The following is a 20297-nucleotide window of genomic DNA, read 5'->3' as shown; positions in this document are numbered from 1 at the left end:
GGGCGCCCTCACACCAGGGCGCCCGTCCGCGTCACGCCGCGGCCAGCTGACTGCTGCCGCCGCCCAGATGGGTCTGGGTGCGGATCCATTCCATGTAGTTCTCGTTGCGGGCCAGGATCTCCTGGTACGCCTCCTGCGCGTGGCCCATCAGGTTGGGCGCGCTGCGGGCGGCCTGCGAGTCCGGGTGCCAGCCGAGGATCATCCGCCAGCGCAGCGGCGCCCCCATCAACGGCCGGCTGACCAGCCCGGCCGGCGCGCGGAAGGTGGGCTGGCAGAGCCCGATCGCGGAGCCCAGCTCCACCATGTCGACACAGTTGCGGACGTCCGACTCCAGCACCCGGCGCGGGGCGAAGCCGGCCCGGGCGCAGGCCGCGGCGAAACAGTCGGCGAAGCAGCCGTCCCCGGCGCTGGCCACCCAGTGCTCATCGGCCAGGTCGGCCAGGTCGACCTCCATGTTCTTGGCCTGTGGGTGGTCCTCCGGCATCAGCACGCAGACCGCGTCGATGCCGATCGTCTCCCAGACCAGCCCGTACTCCGCCGAGGGGATGGCGTCGCCGCAGACACCCACCTGCGCGTAGTCCAGCTTGCCGGCGAGCACCATGCTCGACAGGTCGGAGATGTAGTAGGACGCGTGGGTGGAGATCTGCGACTCCGGCTGGGTCGCCGACAGGCGGTGCACCAGGTGTGCCACGACCGGGCCGCTGATGGCGCCGATGCGGTACCTGCTCATCGTGTCGTGCCCTCCGCCGGCGGCCAGCCGGGCCGCCTCGTCCTGCAGGCCCTTCATCGCTGGCAGCAACACCCTGGCGCGGGACAGCACCAGCTCTCCCAGTGCCGTGGGGCGTGCGCCCCGGCGGTCACGATCGAACAGCGGGCCACCCAGAGTGCGCTCGATCCGCTGGAGTTGGGCGGTGAGTGCAGGCTGGGCAAGGCCGAGTTGTGACGCGGCCTTGGTCACGCTGCCGGTCTCCGCGATGGCGCAGACCACCTTCAGATGCCGCAGCTCGAGGTTCATAGCGTGACGTTAGGACTAGAACGGGAGGGAATGCTAGTCCGGGAAGCGTGGAATGATCGGCGACCTGTGACAAACGTATGAACGAACAGGACAGACCGTCCTTACCGCCTGTAATCCATTTATCGTCACAGATCGCTCATGTACGTGGCACGTGCGGTGACCGCGTCCCGCAATTTGTCCACCACGCCCACGATCGGGTCGACCACCTTGTTCCACGGCGGTGACGACGGCGTGGCCGGATGCGGGCGGGTCGGCGCCGCCTCCACGGCCGTCTCGAACCGGTTGCCGAGCCGGATCAGATCCTCGGCCGAGACCATCTGCTCCAGCAGCGGCAGCAGCTCCCCGGCGTCGGCCGCCACGTGCCGCTCGATCGCGGGGCCGAACTCGCCCACGTCGCCCTCGCTCAGCAACCGCAGCAGCTGTTCGTCCTCGGCCAGTTCCCGGTCGGCGATCTGGTCACCGCCGGGCACCGCGGTCCGGACCGCCGGGTAGAGGTACTGCTCCTCGGCGCTCAGGTGCCGGGACACGGTGGCGATCAGCACGTCGGCGACCCGCCGGTCGGCGGGCGCCGTCCTCAGCCGCTCGGTCAGGGCGAGGATCCGCCGGTGCTGCTCGCCGACCACGTCGACGATGCTGCGGCCGGTCGTCTCGCCGCCGGTCGGCGGCAGCGGGGGAAGATTCACGTCAGACACGGCCGTCCGATACCCTTCCCGGCTCTCCGCCCAAACCCCTGTTACAACCGGCTGGTAAGAAGGGCGGATGGACACCACCGCCGAGAGCGAGGTCACCGGGCTCTGCCGTGACCTGCTGCGCATCGACACGACCAACACCGGCGACCAGCGGACCACCGTGGGCGAGCGGGCCGCCGCCGAGTACGTCGCGGAGAGGCTGGGCGAGGTCGGGATCGGGTCGCGGCTGCTGGAGTCCGCGCCGAAACGGGCCAACCTGATCGCCCGGATACCCGGCGCCGACCCGTCCCGGGGCGCGCTGCTCGTCCACGGGCACCTCGACGTCGTCCCGGCCGACGCGAGCGAGTGGTCGGTCCCGCCGTTCTCCGGCGAGGAGAAGGACGGCTACCTGTGGGGCCGCGGGGCGGTCGACATGAAGGACTTCGACGCCATGGTGCTGTCCGTCGTCCGCGAGTGGAAGCGCACCGGCTACGTCCCGCCGCGCGACATCGTCCTGGCGTACACCGCCGACGAGGAGGCCGGCATGGAGTACGGCTCCCAGTGGCTGGTCCGCAACCACCCGGACGAGTTCGAAGGCTGCACCGAGGCGATCGGTGAGGTCGGCGGGTACTCGTACACCGTCAACGACGACCTCCGTCTCTATCTCGTGCAGACCGCCGAGAAAGGACTCGACTGGCTGCGGCTGCACGCCACCGGGCGGCCCGGCCACGGCTCCTTCATCCACGATGACAACGCGGTCACCGCGCTGGCCGAGGCCGTCGCGCGGGTCGGCCGGCACCGGTTCCCGACCATCGTCACCCCGACCGTACGGGCCTTCCTGGAGCAGGTCAGCGACGCCTTGGAGATCGAGCTGGACCCGGACGAGCCGGAGCTCGCGGTCGCCAAGCTCGGCCCGATCGCCAACCTGATCGGCGCCACCCTGCGCAACACCGCCAACCCGACCCGCCTGGAAGCCGGCTACAAGGACAACGTCATCCCGGGCCGGGCGTCGGCCACCATCGACTGCCGGACCCTGCCGGGCCACGCCGACGCGTTCCTGCGCGAACTGCGTGACGTGATCGGGCCGGACCTGGAGATCGAGCACGTGCACCAGCAGCCGGCCGTGGAGACCTCCTTCGACGGCGCCCTGGTCGACGCCATGGGGGCCGCGCTGCGCGCCGAGGACCCGGGAGCGCGTACCGTGCCGTACCTGATGTCCGGCGGCACCGACGCCAAGGCCTTCGCCACGCTCGGCATCCGCTGCTTCGGCTTCGCGCCGCTCCGGCTGCCTCCGGATCTCAACTTCAGTGCCCTCTTCCACGGCATCGACGAGCGAGTCCCGGTGGAGGGACTAAAGTTCGGCGTGCGTGTGCTCGACCGTTTGCTCCGAAACAGCTGAAATCGGAAGGACCCCCAATTCCATGACTGACCAGAACGCCGGGCTCGACGAGGCTCTCGAGCGGGTGGTCGAGGCGGCGCGGGCGCATCTCGCGGCCGTCAAGACGGCCGCCGGCCGCATCGACGACGACGACGTCTGGCAGGCGTATGTCGATCTCAACAACGCCTCCTTCGCGTACGACGAGAAGCTGCTGGACGCCTTCGGTGAGGTCACGCCGTGGGACGTCGAGTCCATCGACCCGGACGAGGCGGACCGCCGGTTCGGTCAGCTGGCCGACTCCGCGGGCGGGCCGGGCGCCGACCCGTACCCGCAGGTCGTCTCGGTCCGGCAGCGCCGCGACTACCGGGTGCCCAGCGTCACCGCCCTGCTGCGGGTCGCCGAGGCGGCCCGGCGCAGCTCCGTCCCCGAGGACGAGGACGCGGGCCCGGTCGAGTCGGTCGGCGAGGCGGTGCTCGAGCTGCTGCAGGCCGGCGACGGGTCGCTCGCCTCGCTGGACGTGCCCGAGCTGGAGCCGCTCGACGGCCTGCTCACCGTCACCGAGGTGACCGAGCCGCTCGACCTGGAGGCCTTCGACGACGCGGACGGCAGCGGCCCGTTCGCCCCGGTCGAGGGCGACCTGCTGGTCGGCCGTCTCGACGAGCACCCGTTCCTGCCCGACGAGGACGACCACGATCACGACCACGCCGGTCACAAGCACTGAGTCTGATTGCTTCGCCTCCGGCTCGCTGCGTCACGCCCTTCAAGTCGGTGTCGAGTGCACCGAGAACGACCACGCTTCGCCAGTCGTTTTCGGCACCCTCGACACCGACGGGCGCGCCGCGATTCTGGTCGCGGTTCCCGCCGGTCCGGCATCGTCATGAAGAAACCCGTTCGGCGTCTGCCGAACGGGTTTCAGTAACTGAGGCCGGGCTGCGGGGTGGGCTGGAGGCGACGGCGGAGCATCACCTTGCGGCTGCCGTCGGCGAAGAGCTGAACCCTGGCCAGCTCCCAGCCGGAGAACTCGGCCTGGATGGCGAGCTGCGCCGCCGCGGTCAGACGATCGACATTCGAAGGCAACCGTAGCGGCGCGTATTCGTAGTCCATGGCGTCTAATATGCTCCGCACCCTGACGGACGACAAGCGCTGACCAGCGCTTATCCTCCAGAACAGCGACCGCCCTGACCGGGCCGCGCCGGCTGGATCAGGGTGCGGGCCCAGGCGACGCCCACCGTCCCAGCCTCGCCCAGGGAATGTCATCGAGCTCACGGTCCAGAGCGGCTGGTTGTACAACCCGTTGAAGCTGGGCGGGTCGGCGTACAGGTCAGCCCTGATCTCCCCGTCCTGGCTTCGGCTATGGGTGGACGTCGCTGTCGAGTGCAGCGCGCCGGGCCTCCCGGTTCAGCCGTAGTAGCTGTGGGGGTGGCTGGCGCCGTCGCGTTCGGGGTAGCCGACCTCGATCGCGGAGACGTCGTCGAGGGCGAAGGCGATCTCGGCCGGGAGGGTGAGGTGCTCGCTGCGCAGGGCGCCCTCCAACTGACCCGCGGTACGGGCGCCGAGGACCGGGGCGGCCACGCCCGGGCGGTCGCGGATCCAGGCCAGGGCCACCTCCAGCGGGGACACTCCCAGGCCGCTCGCCGCGGTGACCACCGCCTCGACGATGCTGGAGCTGCGGGGCTCCAGGTAGGTCCGTACGAACGGGGCCATGTGCTCGGAGGCGGCCCGCGAGTCGAGCGGGCGGCCGTTGCGGTACTTGCCGGTGAGCACCCCGCGGCCCAGCGGCGACCAGGCCAGCACGCCGAATCCGAGGGCGGCGGCGGACGGCAGGATCTCGCGTTCGATGCCGCGTTCCAACAGCGAGTACTCCATCTGGGCGGCCACGATCGGGGCCCGGCCGGGGTGGGCGGTCTGCCAGGTGGCGGCGCGGGCGGTCTGCCAGGCGGCGAAGTTGGACACGCCGACGTAGCGGACCCGGCCGCTGGCCACCGCGTGGTCCAGCGCGGCCAGGGTCTCCTCGAACGGGGTCTGGGCGTCGTACCCGTGCACCTGCCACAGGTCGACGTAGTCGGTGCCGAGCCGGCGCAGCGACGCGTCCAGCGAGCGCAGCAGGTTGCCGCGGGAGCCGTCGCGCGGGCGGTAGCGGTGCGGGGTGAGGCCCGCCTTGGTGGCGATCACCACCTCGTCGCGGGGGACCAGGTGGTCGAGCAGCGAGCCGATCACCGACTCGGCGTCGCCGTCGCCGTACACGTCGGCGGTGTCCAGAAGCGTGCCGCCCGCCTCCAGGAAGATCTTCAGCTGATCCGCCGCGTCGTCGGGGTCGGTGTCCCGGCCCCAGGTCATGGTGCCGAGCGCGAGCCGCGAAACCGCTAGCCCGCTTCGGCCGAGCGGTCGCTGATGCATGAGTGAACCTTATTCAGACCAGCCCTTTCGCGAAATGCTCGAGCCTCAGCCGGGTGGGTCGGTTACCGGACCGAAACGGGTCGGTCTTCGGTCAGTACGCTTGCCCGAGACCCATCAAGATCTCGGGAGGGCAGCTCGGTGCGGCTCGGACTCAGCCTCGGCTATCAGACGGCGTGGAGCACTCCCGCCGATCATCTCGCCATGGCGCGGGAGGCGGACCGGCTCGGCTACTCGGTGGTCTGGGCCGCCGAGGCGTACGGTTCGGACACGGTGAGCATGCTCGCCTGGATCGCCGGCCAGACCGAGCGGATCGACCTGGGCGCGGCTGTCATGCAGATCCCGGCGCGGACCCCGGCGATGACCGCGATGACCGCCGCCACCCTGGACACCCTGTCCGGCAAGCGGTTCCGGCTGGGCCTGGGCGTCTCCGGCCCGCAGGTGTCCGAGGGCTGGCACGGTGTGCGGTTCGCCAAGCCGCTGGCCCGCACCCGGGAGTACGTGGCCATCGTCAGGCAGGCGCTGTCCCGTCAGGCGGTGTCCTACCAGGGCGAGCACTACACGCTGCCGCTGCCCGGCGGCGCCGGCAAGCCGCTGAGGCTGGGTTTCCACCCGGCGCGTACCGATATCCCGGTCTATCTGGCCGCGGTCGGCCCGAAGAACCTGGAGCTGGCCGGTGAGATCGCCGACGGCTGGCTGGGGATCTTCCTGGCCCCGGACGCGTCCGGCGACCAGATGCGGCACATCGCGGCCGGGCGGGCCAGGCGGGGCCTCGGGCTGTCCGGTTTCGACGTGGTGGCCAGCGTGCCGGTGGCGATCGGCGACGACCTGGACGCCTGCGCCGACGTGATCCGGCCGTACGCGGCGCTCTACGTCGGGGGGATGGGCAGCCGTGAGCAGAACTTCTACAACGCGCTCGCGGTCCGGCTCGGCTACGCCGACGAGGCGAAGACGGTGCAGGACCTCTACCTGAGCCGGAAGCCGGTCGAGGCGGCGGCCGCGGTGCCCCGCGAGTTCATCGAGCGCACCTCGATCATCGGCACCCGCGAGCAGGTCCGGAAACGGATCGAGGAGTACGCGGCGGCCGGTGTCGGCACGCTGTCGATCAGCCCCTACGTGGGCGATCTGGAGAGCGGGCTGCGGACGCTGCGGATCGTGGCCGAGGCCTTCGACGAATCCGGCGTGGGCCGCTAGTGGCCACCGTGCTCCTGCTCCGGCACGGCCGGACCACCGCGAACGCCTCCGGGGAACTGGCCGGGCGCCGGCCGGTCGAGCTGGACGACACCGGCCGTGCCCAGGCGTCCCGGGTGGCCGCCCGCCTGGACGGGCTGCCGCTGGCCGCGGTCGTCTCCAGCCCGCTCGTCCGGTGCCGGCAGACGGTCGGGCTGGCGGTGCCGGGCGCCGAGCCGGCGCTGGACGAACGCCTGACCGAGTGCGGGTACGGCGACTGGGAGGGCCGGCCGCTGAAGGAGCTGGCCCAGGAGCCGCTCTGGCAGGTCGTCCAGCACCACCCCAGCGCGGTCGTCTTCCCGAACGGCGAGTCGATGGCCGCGATGTCGGCACGGGCGGTCGAGGCGATCCGCTCCTGGGACGCGAAGATCACCGCCGAGCACGGCGCGGACTCGGTCTGGCTGGCGTGCGGCCACGGTGATGTGATCAAGGCGATCGTGGCCGATGCGCTGGGCCTGCACCTCGACCAGTTCCAGCGGATCGTGGCCGACCCGGCGTCGATCACCGCGATCCGGTACACCGCCGGGCGGCCGTTCGTGGTTCGCCTCAACGAGACCGGTGAACTGGGCTCGCTCGTACCCCCGAAGATCGATGGGCGGGAGCGGGCCGCGGAGAGTGACGCGGCCGTGGGTGGTGGCGCCGGTGGCGGTGTCTGACGACGCTGCGTGATCGCTGTATCGTCGCAGCGTGGGCCGGTTTGCGCCCTCGGCGAACCGGGGACCTTGGCCCGCGCGGTTACCGGCGCGGATGGCTAGGGTTGTCCGCATGACCCACCAAGTGCATGCCTTCGAGCCGCCGGAGCGGTTCGTCGCCGGGACGGTGGGCGAGCCGGGGGACCGCACTTTCTATCTCCAGGCCCGCGGTGGCGGCCGGGTGATCAGCGTCGCGCTGGAGAAGGTCCAGGTGTCGCTGCTCGCCGAGAAGCTGGAGGAGCTGCTCCTCGAGGCGAACAAGCGGTTCGGCGTCACGCTGCCGGAGGTCGCGCTGACGGCCGGGCACGACAACGAGCCGCTCGACACCCCGGTCGACGAGGAGTTCCGCGTCGGCACGCTGGGCCTGGCCTTCGACGTCGACACCAGCACCGTCGTGATCGAGGCGATAGAGGCCGGTGAGCCGGATGCCGATCTCTCCGGCAGCCCGCTCGACGACGAGGACGACGAGGAAGCCGACGACGACGAGCCGGACGACGATCTGGACCGGCTCCGGGTGCGGCTCACCCCCGAGGCGACCCGCGCGTTCATCGACCGGGCCCGCCGTGTCGTGGCCGCCGGCCGGCCGCCGTGCCCGCTCTGCGGCCAGCCGCTCGACCCGGCCGGTCACCTCTGTCCCCGGCACAACGGCTACCACCGGTGACGGCGGAGCCGACGTCGGTGCTGGCCGAGGCCGACGCGCTCGAGTTGCTCGGGCGCGGGCGGATCGAGATCGAGGGGCGTCTCGTGGACGCCTCCAACACCACCCTGCGCGCCGAGATCAGCCTGGACGGGCTGACCCGGCGCTGCGTCTACAAGCCGGTGCGCGGCGAGCGCCCGCTGTGGGACTTCCCGGACGGCACGCTGGCCGGCCGTGAGGTGTCGGCCTACCTGGTCTCCCGGGCCACCGGGTGGGATCTGGTGCCGCCCACCGTCCTGCGGGACGGGCCGCTCGGCCCCGGGGCGCTGCAACTCTGGATCGACGAGCCGGAGGAGGTGCCCGCGCTGATCGGGTTCGTCCCGGCGTACGACGTGCCGCCCGGCTGGATCCCGGTGGCCGCGGCGCGCGACGACGACGGCGACGCGTTCGCGCTGGCCCACGCCGACGACCCGCGCCTGGCCCGGCTGGCCCTCTTCGACGCGGTGATCAACAATGCCGACCGCAAGGGTGGGCACGTGCTCTACCCGGCGACCGGCGGCCTGCACGGGGTGGACCACGGGGTCAGCTTCCACGTGGAGAACAAGTTGCGCACGGTGCTCTGGGGCTGGACCGGCCGGCCGCTGCCGGGCGAGGGCACGGCGGTGCTCACCCGGCTCGGCGAGCAGCTGACCGGCCCGCTCGGCGCGGCGCTGGAGGAGCATCTGACGGTGACCGAGGTGCAGCATGCCGCGCTGCGGGTGAAGCGGCTGCTGAGGGCGGAGCGGTTCCCCCAGCCGCCGACCGACTGGCCGGCTATTCCCTGGCCGCCGATCTAGAGGTTTAGCTCACGCCCTAGGGCCCCTTCCGGGGCCGCTGGTTAGGCTCCTTTCATGGATGCATGGACCGGCCACGACGTTCCCACCCTGCCGGACTCGCCCGCGCGGTCCCCGCTGCGGCTGTACGACACGGCGCGGGCGTCGGCGCAGCCCAGCACGCCGGCCGGCAGCGCCACGATGTACGTCTGCGGGATCACGCCGTACGACGCCACCCACCTCGGGCACGCCGCCACGATGATCACCTTCGATCTGGTGAATCGTATGTGGCGGGACCTCGGAAACGATGTCCGATATGTGCAGAATGTGACTGACATCGACGACCCGTTGCTGGAACGCGCCGAGCGCGACGGCGAGGACTGGATCGTTCTGGCGATGCGGGAGACGGCCCTCTTCCGGGAGGACATGGAGGCGCTGCGGATCATTCCACCCGCCCACTACGTCGGCGCCGTCGAGTCCATTCCGGGAATCGTCGAGCACGTCGTCGAACTGGTCGGGAAAGGGGCCGCGTACCAGCTCGGCGACGGCACCGGCGACGTCTACTTCGACATCTCCGCCGCGCCCCGGTTCGGCTACGAGTCGCACCTGTCGCGCGACGAGATGACGGTGCTCTCCGCTGAGCGCGGCGGCGACCCGGACCGGGCCGGCAAGCGGGACCCGCTCGACCCGCTGCTGTGGCGCGGCGCCCGCGACGGTGAGCCGGTGTGGGACGGCGGCGAGCTCGGCCCCGGCCGCCCGGGCTGGCACATCGAGTGCGCCACCATCGCGCTCCGCCTGCTCGGCGACACCATCGACGTGCAGGGCGGCGGCAGCGACCTGCTCTACCCCCACCACGAGTGCTCGGCGGCGCACGCCGAGGTGCTGACCGGGGCGGAGCCGTTCGCCGCGCACTACGTGCACGCCGGGATGATCGGCCTGGACGGCGAGAAGATGTCGAAGTCGCGCGGCAATCTGGTCTTCGTGTCCCGGCTGCGCGGTGACGGGGTGGACCCGATGGCGGTCCGGCTCGGCCTGCTCTCCGGGCACTACCGCGCCGACCGGGACTGGACCGACGACGTGCTCAAGCAGGGCCAGTCGCGGCTGGCCCGGTGGCGGGAGGCGGCCGCCGCGCCGTCCGGGCCGTCCGGGGCCGGCCTCCTGGCGGCGGTCCGTGAGGCGCTCGCCGACGATCTGGACGCGCCCGCCGCGCTGTCTCTCGTGGACGCCTGGGCGGAGGCGGCGCTGGCCGGCGTGGGCGACGACTCCGGCGCGCCGGAGCTGATGACACGAACGGTGGACGCTCTTCTCGGTGTGCGCCTGTAAGGCCATTCAGAAAAGGCCCCCGTCCACGCTTGGGCGGGGGCCTTTCACGTATCCGGGGGCCGTTCGGGAAGAGGGACGCCCCGCGTGACCCTAGCCAGATTCCGGCCGGGTTTCGGGAGTTTCCTCTATTAGGTGAAACGGCGGAAGTTGTTCGGCCAAATCCCAGCGATCGCGGGTCGTTCCGTCCAAGATTCTCCTTGGCACAACAAGCCAAACCCCAAATCCGAAAGGAAACACCATGCGCAAGACGGCTCTGTACCTGGGTGGGCTCTTCCTCGCGACCGGCGCCGCCCTGGCAGTGTCCGCCCCCGCCCAGGCTGCCCCGAGCACCCCGACGTGCGGCGGCTACAACTACACCTACAACTGCTACAAGCCGTACGGCTACCAGAAGCCGAACAACTACATCGTCTCCCAGAACGCCGATGTTCGGCAGGTTGGCAAGTACAACATCAGCGAGGTCAACCAGAACCAGAACGCGTTCGGCACGCAGATTCAGGCCGGCGACGACATCTGGGGTTGGTGACAATACCGTTTCCACTCGCGTAGTGGATTCGTTGTTCGACTGACGCCCGAAGCGCCGATGGCGCTTCGGGCGTCAGCTCGGCCGGTCTCCGGCAACTTGTCCAAACACTTGTACTGGAAAGGTAAGACATGCGTAAGACGGCTCTGACTCTCGGCGGTTTCCTCATTGCGACCGGCGCCGCCCTGGCAGTGTCCGCCCCGGCTCAGGCGGCGGCTCTCTCCTGCGGTTGTGGCCCGGTTTCGCCCGCCTACGGCTCGGCCTACGGTCCGGCCTACGGCTCGGCCTACGGTCCCTCCGGTTACGCTCGGCCGCAGCAGGGCGGGAACACGTACGCGGCTGTCCAGCGCGCCTACGTCGAGCAGCACGGCCTGATCAACATCAGCCTGATCGACCAGAACCAGAACGCCTTCGGCGGCCAGCGCCGGGCGGCCGGCTCGATCTTCAACTGACCGCCGTAACAGACCCCCGGCAACACCGTCAGGGACGAACGCCCGAGGCCCGCACCGGCGCCTCGGGCGTCGAAAACTTCTGGGGCATCAACCGCCGCCGGCCCGGACCAGCCCCGACTCGTACGCGTAGACGACCGCCTGCACCCGGTCCCGCAGCCCGATTTTCATCAGCACCCGCGCCACATGCGTCTTCACCGTCGCCTCGCCCACGGTGAGCGCCGCCGCTATCTCCCCGTTCGACATCCCCCGCGCCATCAGCCGCAGCACGTCCAGCTCCCGTGGCGTCAGCTCACCCACCTCGGGCGGCGGCTCCGGCCCCGGCCGCCCGGCGAACGCCGAGATCACCCGGGTCGTCACCGCCGGGTCGAGCAGCGCCTCCCCGCCCGCCACCACCCGGATCGCGGTGATCAGGTGCTCCGGTGAGGACACCTTCAGCAGGAAGCCGCTGGCCCCGGCCTGCAACGCCCGGAACAGGTTCTCGTCGGTGTCGAAGGTGGTCAGCACGATCACCCGCGGCGGATCCGGGGTGGCCAGCAGCGCCCGGGTCGCGGACAACCCGTCCTGGCGGGGCATGGCGATGTCCATGAGCACCACGTCCGGCCGCAGCCGCCGCGCCACCGCGACCGCCTCCACACCGTCGCTGGCCTCGCCGACCACGTTCATGTCCGGCTCGGTCTCGATCACCATGCGCAACCCGGCCCGCAGCATCCGCTGGTCGTCGGCGATCACCACACTGATCGTCACGGGCGGGCCTCCCGGGCGGTGACCGGCAGGCGGGCGGTGACCGCGAACCCGCCACCGGCACGGGGCCCGGCGGTGAGATCGCCGCCGAACAGCGTCACCCGCTCCCGCATCCCGATCAGCCCCTGCCCGCCGCCGGCCGCCGGGGCGGCCGGCGGCCCGTCGTTGACCACCCCCAGATGCAGGCCGTCGGCACGGTAGTCGACGGTCAGCTCGGCGTGGCTCGCGTGGGCGTGTTTCAGCACGTTGGTCAGTGCCTCCTGGACGATGCGATAGGCCGACAGGTCCACGGCCGGCAGCAGCGGCACCGGGTCGCCGTCGCGCTGGACGGTCACCCGCAGCCCCGTCTCGCGAACCTGCCCGACCAGATCCTCCAGCCGCTCCAGACCGGCCGGCGCCTGGGCCGTGCCGTCCCCGCCCTCGCCGCGCAGCAGCCCCAGGGTACGGCGTAACTCGACCACCGCGTCCCGCCCCGCCTCCTCGATGCCGCGGAGCAACTGCGGGTCGACCGGCAGCTCCGCGTCCATCCGCCGCCGCACCACCCCGGCCTGGATCACCATGACCGTGACACTGTGCGCCACCATGTCGTGCAGCTCGCGGGCGATCCGCACCCGCTCCTCCATGATCGCCTCACGGGCCTGCCGCTCCCGGAACTCGGCCCGCACCGCCGCCGCCTCGGCCAGCTTCCGCGCCTGGTTCGCCACCACGATCCCCAGGACGTACGGGGTGCCCGGGAAGAAGATGTCGGCCATCGGGTCGCCCGGATTGTTGAGGTAGTAGGCCACCACCGTGTAGAGGATCAGCAGTGCGCCGATCAGACCGCGCCGGGTGACCCGCCGGTCGGGGCCGAACGGTGGCGCCCAGCGGCCCACCGCGTACGAGCAGATGATCATCGCGACCACCTGCCAGAGCCGGAAGTTGATCGTCTTCTCGCCGTCGATGGTGAACTCGACGTAGAACACGTTCATCACGACGATGCCGTGCGGGACCATCGCCGTCAGCGGGAACTGCCGGCGCAGCAGGATCAGCACCGCGCAGAGGGCCAGCAGGGACGGCCACCAGTCACCCGGCATCCGGATGAGCAACTCCTCGAGCAGCGCGTACACCACGAACCCGGCCGCCAGGGCCACGTCACTCCTGCTGATCCGCCGCACCACATCCCGCAACACGCGTAGAAGGTACGGTGCCGCGCCACTGCGCCGAACCCGCCCCCGGGAGGACGGCCCGTCCCCCTCGAGGGGGACACCGGATCACTCCGCGTACTGGCGACGCCCGCGCCCGCCGTCCCTAACGTTCCGCCCCGTACCACCGACGAGGGGGAGGAATTCGATCATGTGGCGGAAAGCCGCGGCGGTGTGCCTGGTGGCCGCGCCGATCGCCCTGACCGTGGCGACCGGGGTGGACCCGGCGCTCGGCGACGACCAGGGATACGGGATCTACCGGCAGCATCCGGGCGCCGTGCAGGCGCACTCGATCCTGCTGCACTGGGCGTGGGTGCTCTTCGTACCCGGCCTGTTGGGCCTGCTCACCCCGATCCGCGAACGCGGCGCCGTACTGGCCCGCATCGCCTGGATCAGCGTGATCGTCGGCCTGACCACGTTCTCGGCGCTGATGGCCAACGACTTCTTCCTGCTCGCCCTGGAACAGACCCTTCCGGACGCGCAGGTGCAGGCGGTCGACGAGAAGTTCCTCGCGATGAGCGTCACCGTCGCCGGCTGGCAGTGGCCCGGCCTGATCGGCTGGGGGCTGTCGCTGATTCTCACCCCGATCGCCGCCGCCCGCGGCCGGGTCATCGACTGGTGGACGGCCGGCGCCGCCCTGCTCGGCATGGCCCTCTACCTGGTGTTCGCCATCTCGCCAGTGCCGCTCTGCCTGCTCGGCCCGGTCGTCCTGATCGGCGCCTACGGCGCGGCGGCCTGGCGTCTGGTCCGGCCCATCGCCGCCCCGTCCGCCGAGCGGGACAGCTTCGGGACCTTCCGGCGCCGGTTCGGCCTCTTCTCCCTGTACGCCGCGCCGGCGCTGTTCGCACTGGGGATGGCGACGGTGCCGGACTGGGGCGCCGACGTCGCCGACAGTGTGGCCAAGCCGGTGCAGACCCAGGTCAGCGCCCTGTTCCTGCACCTCGGGTGGGTGTTCTTCGTGCCCGCCGTGCTCGCCGTGGCCTCCCGCGCCAACCGGTTCACGCGGGTGGCGGCCGGGATCACCGTTCTGGCCCTGATCAACTTCAGTGGCCTGATGGTGGGCGACAGCGCCGATCTGGCCGCCCGTCAGGTGCTGGACGCCGCCACCGCCGACCGGGTGGCCGAGACCCTCGGCGGGTACGCCGCCTTCACCTTCGGCTGGGCCCTGCCCTCCATGCTGTTCAGCCTGCTGGGCCTGATCGCGGTGGCGGTCGGCGCCGCGGTGAGCCGAACCACCCGCTGGTGGACGGCCGCCCTGGTGGTGGCCGGCATCGTGGCCTTCCTCGGCCTGGGCCTCGGGCCGATCGGCGTCACCGGCCCCCTCCTGCTCCTGGCCGGCTTCGGCCTGATGGCCCGCGACCTGGCCCGCTCCCCGGCCCCGGCGCCCGCTCCCGTCCCCGCCGGGGCCTGACCGGCCACCGTCCTCGGGCGGGCCGGGGGGCGGCGCGCCCGAGGACGGGTCAGAGCAGTTCGGCGTCGTGGACCAGCAGGGCGATCTGGACACGGTTGTTCAGGGTCAGCTTGCTCAGCAGACGGGACACGTGCCCCTTCACCGTGGGGACGCTCATGCGCAGTCCGGCGGCGATCTCGGCGTTGGACCGGCCGTCGCCCACCAGGACGGCCACCTCGCGTTCACGGTCGGTGAGGGCGGCCAGCCGGGTCCGGGCGCGGGCGCGGCGGGTTCCGGCCTCCGGGTCGGCGACGTGGTCGATCAACCGGCGGATCACCGTGGGGGACAGGGAGGCGCTGCCGGCCGCGACCGACCGGACCGCGGCCAGGATCTCCCGGGGCGGGGTGTCCTTCAGCAGGAATCCGGCGGCCCCGCCGCGCAGCGCCTCCAGCACGTACTCGTCGGCGTCGAAGGTGGTCAGCACGATCACCTGCGGCGCGTTCGGCCGGCCGCGGATGCGGCGGGTCGCGACCAGACCGTCGACCCGGGGCATCCGGATGTCCATCAGGACGACGTCCGGCCAGTGCGCCTCGGACGCGGTCACCGCCTCCGCGCCGTCGCCGGCCTCGGCCACCACCTCGATGTCCGGCGACCCGCCGACCAGGATCCGCAGTCCGGCCCGGACCAGCGCGTCGTCGTCGACGATCACCAGCCGGATCGGCCGGCCGGGGGTCACGCCGGCCACGGCAGGGAGGCGTCCAGGTGGAACGTGCCGTCCACCGGGCCGTGGGTGACGCGGCCGCCGGCCAGGGCCACCCGTTCCGAGATGCCGACCAGGCCGAGCCCGGTGCCCGGCGGCCGCGCGGACGGCGTACCGGTGAAGGGGTTGGTGATCGTGACGCGGAGAGCGTGACCGGCGGCACCCGCCAGGCGCACCGTGGCGGCCGGCCCCGTGCCGTGCTTGCGGGCGTTCGTCAGTCCCTCCTGGACGATGCGGTAGACGGTGCGGCCGAGGACCTCCGGCGGGGTGTCCGCGGGCAGCTCGTTGCGGTAGTCGACGGCCATCCCGGCGGCCCGCACGCCGCCGACCAGCTCGTCCATGTCGCCGAGGCCGGGCTGCGGCGGCTCGGGACGCCCGCTCGGCACGCCGACCACGGCCCGCAGCTCCTCGAGGGCCTCGTGCGCGCTGCCGCGGATCGCGCCGGCCGCCAGCGTCAGCTCCTCCGGCGACACCGTGCCGCGCACCTCGAGAGCACCGGCGTGCAGGCTGATCAGCGACATCCGGTGGGCCAGGACGTCGTGCATCTCGCGGGCGATCCGGGCGCGTTCGGTCAGTCTGGCCCGGTCCTCGCGCAGCCGCTGCTCGGCCTCCAGACGCGCGGCGTGGTCGCGCAGCGAGGTGGTGAGACGCCGGTACGCCTGCACGAACAGCCCCCACCCCAGCGCCGCCACGGTGACCACGCCACGGACCAGGAAGTCGAGCCAGATGCCGGACGCCGGGTCGTCGTGGAGCACGAAGTACAGCCCGGCGGTGCCGACGTCGACCGCGCCGAGCACGACCAGGACCGGAAGCCTCGACCGGATCGCCGCGGTGAACAGCGCCACGATGATCGGCCCGGTGGCGGTCACCGACACCGCACCGAACGGCAGCAGCGCCGCCGTAACCGCGAGCGGATGCCGTCGCCGCAGCGTGAGCGCGGCCGCGCAGGCCAGCCCCACCGCCACGTCGGCCGGCCAGGGCAGCGCCGCGCCGGGCCGGGTGGCGTCGCCGAGCAGCATCATCCCCAGGCCGTAGGCCAGCGCCGACACGATCGCGACGGCGTCGGCGATGCGGTCGCGGGAGGCCGCGCGAGGCGCTGCCGGGTCCGGCACCAGCAGAGCGAGCAGCATGGGTCAAACCCTAGGGGGTACGGCGTTCGCGCCGGCACCTACCAAAGTAGGGCCCGGACCCCGTCCGCCGTCCGGTGTGTGTGGACGGGGCGGGATTCCATGCTGCCGGGCATGAAGAGATCTCTCGCCGTCCTCGTTCCCGTGGCCTGGGGAGTGGCCGCCGCACTGTGGACGCCACGCGGCCCGCTCACCGGAGGACAGGCCCTCGCCTCGATCGCGATCAGCCTGGCGGTGGGCGTCCTGGCCGGGCGCGCGGCCGGCACCCGCTGGATGATCCTGGGAGCGCCTCTCGCGTACGCCATCGCCTTCGAACTGGCGCGGATGAGCGCGACCGGCCCCTCGGTGGACGCGCCGCATCCGAGCGTGCTGGGTCTTCTGGTGCTGATCACCGGGCGTGGCGTGCACGGGCTGCTGGCGCTGTTCCCGATGGCGGCCGGCGCGGCGTGGGGGAGCGGTGCCCGGCGCCGGATCCCGCTCGGCCTGGCCGCGGCCGGGCTGGTGCTGGTCGCCGTGGCGGCCGCCGTGCCGGCCCGGACGGAACGGATCCCCGGTGGCGTCGCCGAACTGGCCCAGGTCGGCGGTCTGCGGGTGGTGATCCGCGGCCGGGACGCGGCGGCGCCGGTGCTGCTGTTCGTGCCCGGCCCGCCGGGCGGCTCGATGACCGGCATGCTGCGGCTGCGCCTGCCCGCACTGGAGGAGCGTTTCGTGGTGGCCACCCTGGACCGTCGTAGCGGCGCCGGGCTCACCCTGGACAGCGAGGTGGCCGACATCGTCGCCGTCACCGGGCACCTGCGGAAACGGTTCGGGCGGGACCGGATCGTGCTGGCCGCCCATTCGGGTGGCTCGATCCCGGCGGTCACGGCCGCCCACCGCCGTCCCGGGCTGTTCCACGCCTATCTGGGCATCGGTCAGGCCGTCGACCTGCGCGACAGCGACCGGATCCTGTACGGCGACATGCTCGCGTGGGCCCGTTCGGGCGGCCGCGACGACCTGGTGGACCGGCTGACCGCCCAGGGCCCGCCGCCGTGGCCGGACGTCTACGACTACGAGCCGTTCCAGCTGCACGCGCCCGCGGTGTACGGGATCGCCGGCCCGCCGTTCGACCTGGGCGTCCCCGAGTACACCCCGCTGGCGAGGGCGCACGTGATGACCACGATGCTGGACGCCTGGGACGCCCTCTACCCGAACCTCCAGGACGTCGACCTGCGCCGGGACGTGCCGGAGCTGGCGATCCCGGCCTGCTTCGTGCAGGGTGGCCGGGAGATGCGCTCCCTGGCCGGGCCGTTCGCCACCTGGTACGCCGCCCTGCGCGCACCGGGCAAACGTCTCGTGGTCCTGCCGGAGTCCGGCCACCATCCGATGTCGGAGGAGCCGGACCGGTTCGCCGCGGCGGTGACGGAGCTGCTGTCAGGCCTTCCGTAGGCTTTCGTCAGGCCAGAGCCAGTCCCGGGTCGGGGTCGGGTTCGGCGGCCGGCACGGGGATGCGGTACTCCTCGGTCAGCGTGGTCATCGGCCCCGGCCAGGTCGCCTGCGCCACCTCGATCGGCTTACGGGTCTCGTCGAAAGCGACATGTAGCAGATGGAGCACCGGGGTGTCCGGCCGGATCTGGAGGATCTCCGCCTCCTCCCGGCTCGGCTGGCGGGCGCTGATGGTGTCGGTGGCCGTCGTGTACCTGCGATCCAGCACCTCTTCGGCCTCCTGGTAGAGGGGCCGGCCGAACGCCTCGGGCCGCTCCAGGGTGGTGCCGCTCGCGTCGGTCACCCGGAACCAGGAGGCGCCCACCTCCACGGTCGCGTCGTCGGTGCGCACGACATGCCGCCGGACCAGCATCTCGGTGCCGTCGCGGACCCCGAAGGCGTCGGCCACCTCGGGCGGGGCGGGTTCCCGGCCGACGGCGGTGAGCTGCTGGCGGTAGCGGGCGGCCAGGTCGGCGTGGTAGCCGCGGTGGGCGCCGTACCGGCCGCGGGAGAGCCGGTTCAGGCGGCGGCGGGTGCCCCGGACGTACGTGCCGGAGCCGGGCTTGGTGATCAGGATGCCCTCGACCCGTAGCTGGTCGACGGTACGCTGCACGGTCTGCTTCGCGACGCCGAACATCTCCGCCATGGCCGGGATGGAGGGCAGGCGCTCGCCCGGCCGCCAGTCACCGCGGCGGATGCGTTCGCGCAGCTGAGCCGCGATCTGTCGATGCGGGAACTCGGCGGCGCCCGGATTGACGGTCATGATCGTCCCCTTCCAGCTAGGTTCCTAGGATGCGCCGGCGGTGGTGGTGGCGTCACGCGACGCGCCGACCTTCGCCGAATGAAACCATGAGTGAATTCGGCTATCAGCTATATGGCTCTCAGGAGTCTGGCGGACACGGGCGGTTGGACCCCATACTGAGGGCACGTTAAGGACGGGTCGGTGGATGGGCGGCACTCAGCGGCAACTGGGTGCCGCCCCGGCCTTCTCTCTCCGGGGGAGGGTCCTTCTCCGGGGAGGGAACCCGAGAGGAGGGTGGGAGGTGCCGGTCTTCTACAAGGGTCCGCGAGCCGTCATCACGGAGCAGGTCGTCGAGGTCTCCAGGGAGAGCCACCGGCGGTTCCTGGTGGCCGAGATGACGGAGCTCCACATCGTGCGTTTCGATCCCGGCCCGGAGGGTGCCGGCCGGCAGTTCCTCGGTGCGTCCGCGCTGGTCGCGGCGGTTGTCGCGGTGCCCCTGGTGGGGCCGGCGTCCGGGCTGTTGGCGGTTCTGGTGTCGGGTGTCCTGGCCGTCAACGCGCTGTACTGGCTGCGCCCCCGGGCCGGCCGGTGGTGGCAGCTGCGGGCCACCTACCACGGCCGGGTGGTCGAGGTGTTCTCCTCCCGTGACGAGCGCGAGTTCACCGGCTTCTGCCGTGGCCTGGTCCGCTGCCTGGAGTTCCATCGAGCCTGAGCGATTCCTCCGCCGGGCGGGAGCTGGGGTATCCTCCGCGATGGGCCGTGAGCGACACGGCAGAATGCCAGGTCGCAGTCACGGTCGATTCGCGACGATTTAAGCGTTTGGTGAGGCTGGATGTCGGCTGCGCGCGACGACCTGCCCGCTGTCTCTAGGCGGCGGGTGCGTCTGGCATTGCGCGCGGCCCGTGAGCGCACCGGGCTCAGTCAGACCGAGGTCGCCAAGAAGCTGGGCTGGTCGCTGTCCAAACTGCAGCGGATCGAGCTGGGCGAGGTGACCGTCTCGCCCACCGATCTGCGCGCCGCACTCACCATGTACCAGGTGACCGACGAGGCCCGGATCGCCGGCCTGGTCGGCGAAGCACGGACCGCCCGCCGCGAGCGGTACTTGACGCCGCCCGAGCACCGTGACCATCTCCCGCCCGGTCTGCTCCAGCTGATGCAGTTCGAGATGGCGGCGACCTCCATCCGGGAGTACCAGCCGACCATGGTGCCCGGGCATCTCCAGACGCCGGCCACCGCCGAGGCGACCCTGGCGTGGTACGGCGCCAATCTCAGCGACGATCAGCGCCGGGTCCGCCGGGAGGTGCGGCTGGACCGCCGCCGACGCTTGATCGAGCAGGACGGGGCGCCGGAGTACCGCCTCCTCTTCGATGAATCCGCTCTGTGGCGAATGGTGGGCGGGATGTCGACGACCGCCGATCAACTCGATGATCTCGCCGCCTCCGCCTCCCGGCCGAACGTCCATGTCCGCGTGCTCCCGATGGACGACGGGGCGGTGATGGGCATGTTCGGCGCATTCGCGGTGATCCATCTCGGGGACGACCCGCCCGACGACGCGGTTCTCTATAGAGAGTCCTACACCCGGGACGAAATGCTAGAGGAATCGACAGAGGTCAATTTCCACTTGGATGTCTTCGAGCGCTTCTGGAAGCAGTCGCTCGACGAGAACGCGAGCCGGGCACTCATCCTAGCGCGGGCCTATGACCTGCGTGCACGTATAGCCCGAGCGCCCGGCGGGGATCAGGACAAAGGGTCCTGACATGTCCAGAAAGGTGCG

Annotated in this window: 22 protein-coding genes; 13 read left to right on the top strand and 9 right to left on the bottom strand. The window is 71.7% G+C overall.

Going from position 1 to position 20297, the window contains the following annotated elements:
• Nucleotides 1-31 precede the first annotated feature (31 nt).
• Both KZ829_RS17495 and KZ829_RS17490 read right to left on the bottom strand, forming a co-directional pair.
• Nucleotides 32-1015 (bottom strand): LysR family transcriptional regulator, encoded by a 984-nt coding sequence (locus tag KZ829_RS17495; RefSeq protein WP_220144953.1) that lies wholly within the window; start codon nucleotides 1013-1015, stop codon nucleotides 32-34.
• Nucleotides 1016-1140: 125 nt separating this feature from the next.
• Nucleotides 1141-1698, bottom strand: coding sequence for a hemerythrin domain-containing protein (locus KZ829_RS17490; protein ID WP_372453878.1), 558 nt, complete (start codon nucleotides 1696-1698; stop codon nucleotides 1141-1143).
• 76 nt (nucleotides 1699-1774) lie between these two features.
• Between KZ829_RS17490 and KZ829_RS17485 the strand changes: the two genes are divergently transcribed.
• Together KZ829_RS17485 and KZ829_RS17480 are read left to right on the top strand one after the other, a co-directional pair.
• Nucleotides 1775-3082 carry a M20/M25/M40 family metallo-hydrolase gene (locus KZ829_RS17485; RefSeq protein ID WP_220144951.1) on the top strand — a complete coding sequence of 436 codons (1308 nt, stop codon included), beginning with the start codon at nucleotides 1775-1777 and terminating at the stop codon, nucleotides 3080-3082.
• A 22-nt stretch (nucleotides 3083-3104) separates the two neighbouring features.
• Nucleotides 3105-3782 (top strand): hypothetical protein, encoded by a 678-nt coding sequence (locus tag KZ829_RS17480; RefSeq protein ID WP_220144950.1) that lies wholly within the window; start codon nucleotides 3105-3107, stop codon nucleotides 3780-3782.
• 191 nt (nucleotides 3783-3973) lie between these two features.
• Here the strand turns inward: KZ829_RS17480 and KZ829_RS17475 are convergent, their stop codons facing one another.
• Together KZ829_RS17475 and KZ829_RS17470 are read right to left on the bottom strand one after the other, a co-directional pair.
• Nucleotides 3974-4165 carry a DUF5703 family protein gene (locus KZ829_RS17475; protein ID WP_208472072.1) on the bottom strand — a complete coding sequence of 64 codons (192 nt, stop codon included), beginning with the start codon at nucleotides 4163-4165 and terminating at the stop codon, nucleotides 3974-3976.
• Nucleotides 4166-4459: 294 nt separating this feature from the next.
• Nucleotides 4460-5458: an aldo/keto reductase gene (locus KZ829_RS17470; RefSeq protein ID WP_220144949.1), complete on the bottom strand. Its 999-nt coding sequence runs from the start codon at nucleotides 5456-5458 to the stop codon at nucleotides 4460-4462.
• A gap of 138 nt (nucleotides 5459-5596) precedes the next feature.
• On the opposite strand from KZ829_RS17470, the gene KZ829_RS17465 reads away from it, so the two are divergent.
• The 7 genes from KZ829_RS17465 to KZ829_RS17435 all read left to right on the top strand — a co-directional run bounded on the left by KZ829_RS17465 (nucleotide 5597) and on the right by KZ829_RS17435 (nucleotide 11121).
• A complete protein-coding gene (locus KZ829_RS17465) occupies nucleotides 5597-6649 on the top strand; it encodes an LLM class F420-dependent oxidoreductase (protein ID WP_220144948.1) in 1053 nt (350 codons plus the stop codon).
• Complete coding sequence (locus KZ829_RS17460) at nucleotides 6649-7341, top strand: histidine phosphatase family protein (RefSeq protein ID WP_220144947.1); 693 nt, start codon at nucleotides 6649-6651, stop codon at nucleotides 7339-7341. Before KZ829_RS17465 ends, KZ829_RS17460 begins: the two co-directional genes overlap by 1 nt.
• Before the next feature lie 109 nt (nucleotides 7342-7450).
• A complete protein-coding gene (locus KZ829_RS17455; protein WP_220144946.1) occupies nucleotides 7451-8038 on the top strand; it encodes a DUF3090 domain-containing protein in 588 nt (195 codons plus the stop codon).
• Nucleotides 8035-8850 (top strand): SCO1664 family protein, encoded by an 816-nt coding sequence (locus KZ829_RS17450; protein WP_220144945.1) that lies wholly within the window; start codon nucleotides 8035-8037, stop codon nucleotides 8848-8850. Before KZ829_RS17455 ends, KZ829_RS17450 begins: the two co-directional genes overlap by 4 nt.
• A gap of 54 nt (nucleotides 8851-8904) precedes the next feature.
• Nucleotides 8905-10149 (top strand): cysteine--1-D-myo-inosityl 2-amino-2-deoxy-alpha-D-glucopyranoside ligase, encoded by a 1245-nt coding sequence (gene mshC, locus KZ829_RS17445; RefSeq protein WP_220144944.1) that lies wholly within the window; start codon nucleotides 8905-8907, stop codon nucleotides 10147-10149.
• A gap of 238 nt (nucleotides 10150-10387) precedes the next feature.
• Nucleotides 10388-10672: a hypothetical protein gene (locus KZ829_RS17440; protein WP_220144943.1), complete on the top strand. Its 285-nt coding sequence runs from the start codon at nucleotides 10388-10390 to the stop codon at nucleotides 10670-10672.
• Between the two features lie 128 nt (nucleotides 10673-10800).
• The gene (locus KZ829_RS17435; protein WP_220144942.1) at nucleotides 10801-11121 is read left to right on the top strand and encodes a hypothetical protein; all 321 of its coding nucleotides are present in this window, start codon (nucleotides 10801-10803) and stop codon (nucleotides 11119-11121) included.
• An 87-nt stretch (nucleotides 11122-11208) separates the two neighbouring features.
• Here the strand turns inward: KZ829_RS17435 and KZ829_RS17430 are convergent, their stop codons facing one another.
• On the bottom strand, nucleotides 11209-11865 hold the full coding sequence (locus tag KZ829_RS17430) for a response regulator (protein WP_220144941.1): 657 nt from the start codon (nucleotides 11863-11865) through the stop codon (nucleotides 11209-11211).
• Nucleotides 11862-13031 carry a sensor histidine kinase gene (locus KZ829_RS17425; RefSeq protein WP_220144940.1) on the bottom strand — a complete coding sequence of 390 codons (1170 nt, stop codon included), beginning with the start codon at nucleotides 13029-13031 and terminating at the stop codon, nucleotides 11862-11864. Before KZ829_RS17425 ends, KZ829_RS17430 begins: the two co-directional genes overlap by 4 nt.
• A gap of 163 nt (nucleotides 13032-13194) precedes the next feature.
• Between KZ829_RS17425 and KZ829_RS17420 the strand changes: the two genes are divergently transcribed.
• Nucleotides 13195-14454 carry a hypothetical protein gene (locus tag KZ829_RS17420; protein ID WP_220144939.1) on the top strand — a complete coding sequence of 420 codons (1260 nt, stop codon included), beginning with the start codon at nucleotides 13195-13197 and terminating at the stop codon, nucleotides 14452-14454.
• A gap of 49 nt (nucleotides 14455-14503) precedes the next feature.
• Here KZ829_RS17420 and KZ829_RS17415 read toward each other — a convergent pair whose 3' ends face one another.
• Complete coding sequence (locus tag KZ829_RS17415) at nucleotides 14504-15178, bottom strand: response regulator transcription factor (RefSeq protein ID WP_220144938.1); 675 nt, start codon at nucleotides 15176-15178, stop codon at nucleotides 14504-14506.
• Nucleotides 15166-16323, bottom strand: coding sequence for a sensor histidine kinase (locus KZ829_RS17410; RefSeq protein ID WP_220144937.1), 1158 nt, complete (start codon nucleotides 16321-16323; stop codon nucleotides 15166-15168). Before KZ829_RS17410 ends, KZ829_RS17415 begins: the two co-directional genes overlap by 13 nt.
• A 111-nt stretch (nucleotides 16324-16434) precedes the next feature.
• Between KZ829_RS17410 and KZ829_RS17405 the strand changes: the two genes are divergently transcribed.
• Nucleotides 16435-17745, top strand: coding sequence for an alpha/beta fold hydrolase (locus KZ829_RS17405; RefSeq protein ID WP_220144936.1), 1311 nt, complete (start codon nucleotides 16435-16437; stop codon nucleotides 17743-17745).
• Between the two features lie 7 nt (nucleotides 17746-17752).
• On the opposite strand, the gene KZ829_RS17400 is transcribed toward KZ829_RS17405, so the two are convergent.
• Complete coding sequence (locus KZ829_RS17400; RefSeq protein ID WP_220144935.1) at nucleotides 17753-18544, bottom strand: GntR family transcriptional regulator; 792 nt, start codon at nucleotides 18542-18544, stop codon at nucleotides 17753-17755.
• A 280-nt stretch (nucleotides 18545-18824) separates the two neighbouring features.
• Between KZ829_RS17400 and KZ829_RS17395 the strand changes: the two genes are divergently transcribed.
• Nucleotides 18825-19235, top strand: a complete 411-nt coding sequence (locus tag KZ829_RS17395) for a DUF6232 family protein (protein ID WP_220144934.1) — start codon at nucleotides 18825-18827, stop codon at nucleotides 19233-19235.
• A gap of 120 nt (nucleotides 19236-19355) precedes the next feature.
• The gene (locus KZ829_RS17390; protein WP_220144933.1) at nucleotides 19356-20279 is read left to right on the top strand and encodes a helix-turn-helix domain-containing protein; all 924 of its coding nucleotides are present in this window, start codon (nucleotides 19356-19358) and stop codon (nucleotides 20277-20279) included.
• Nucleotides 20280-20297 lie beyond the last annotated feature (18 nt).

The organism is Actinoplanes hulinensis, assembly GCF_019429605.1.
GTDB lineage: Bacteria > Actinomycetota > Actinomycetes > Mycobacteriales > Micromonosporaceae > Actinoplanes > Actinoplanes campanulatus.
This window is presented reverse-complemented; position numbering and strand designations above follow the sequence as displayed.

Bases quoted from the DNA above. Each gene is read 5' to 3' on its own strand.
- KZ829_RS17495 (WP_220144953.1), bottom strand. From the start codon at position 1,015: ATGAACCTCGAGCTGCGGCATCTGAAGGTGGTCTGCGCCATCGCGGAG.
- KZ829_RS17485 (WP_220144951.1), top strand. From the start codon at position 1,775: ATGGACACCACCGCCGAGAGCGAGGTCACCGGGCTCTGCCGTGACCTG.
- KZ829_RS17480 (WP_220144950.1), top strand. From the start codon at position 3,105: ATGACTGACCAGAACGCCGGGCTCGACGAGGCTCTCGAGCGGGTGGTC.
- KZ829_RS17475 (WP_208472072.1), bottom strand. From the start codon at position 4,165: ATGGACTACGAATACGCGCCGCTACGGTTGCCTTCGAATGTCGATCGT.
- KZ829_RS17470 (WP_220144949.1), bottom strand. From the start codon at position 5,458: ATGCATCAGCGACCGCTCGGCCGAAGCGGGCTAGCGGTTTCGCGGCTC.
- KZ829_RS17455 (WP_220144946.1), top strand. From the start codon at position 7,451: ATGACCCACCAAGTGCATGCCTTCGAGCCGCCGGAGCGGTTCGTCGCC.
- mshC (WP_220144944.1), top strand. From the start codon at position 8,905: ATGGATGCATGGACCGGCCACGACGTTCCCACCCTGCCGGACTCGCCC.
- KZ829_RS17440 (WP_220144943.1), top strand. From the start codon at position 10,388: ATGCGCAAGACGGCTCTGTACCTGGGTGGGCTCTTCCTCGCGACCGGC.
- KZ829_RS17435 (WP_220144942.1), top strand. From the start codon at position 10,801: ATGCGTAAGACGGCTCTGACTCTCGGCGGTTTCCTCATTGCGACCGGC.
- KZ829_RS17420 (WP_220144939.1), top strand. From the start codon at position 13,195: ATGTGGCGGAAAGCCGCGGCGGTGTGCCTGGTGGCCGCGCCGATCGCC.
- KZ829_RS17410 (WP_220144937.1), bottom strand. From the start codon at position 16,323: ATGCTGCTCGCTCTGCTGGTGCCGGACCCGGCAGCGCCTCGCGCGGCC.
- KZ829_RS17405 (WP_220144936.1), top strand. From the start codon at position 16,435: ATGAAGAGATCTCTCGCCGTCCTCGTTCCCGTGGCCTGGGGAGTGGCC.
- KZ829_RS17400 (WP_220144935.1), bottom strand. From the start codon at position 18,544: ATGACCGTCAATCCGGGCGCCGCCGAGTTCCCGCATCGACAGATCGCG.
- KZ829_RS17390 (WP_220144933.1), top strand. From the start codon at position 19,356: ATGTCGGCTGCGCGCGACGACCTGCCCGCTGTCTCTAGGCGGCGGGTG.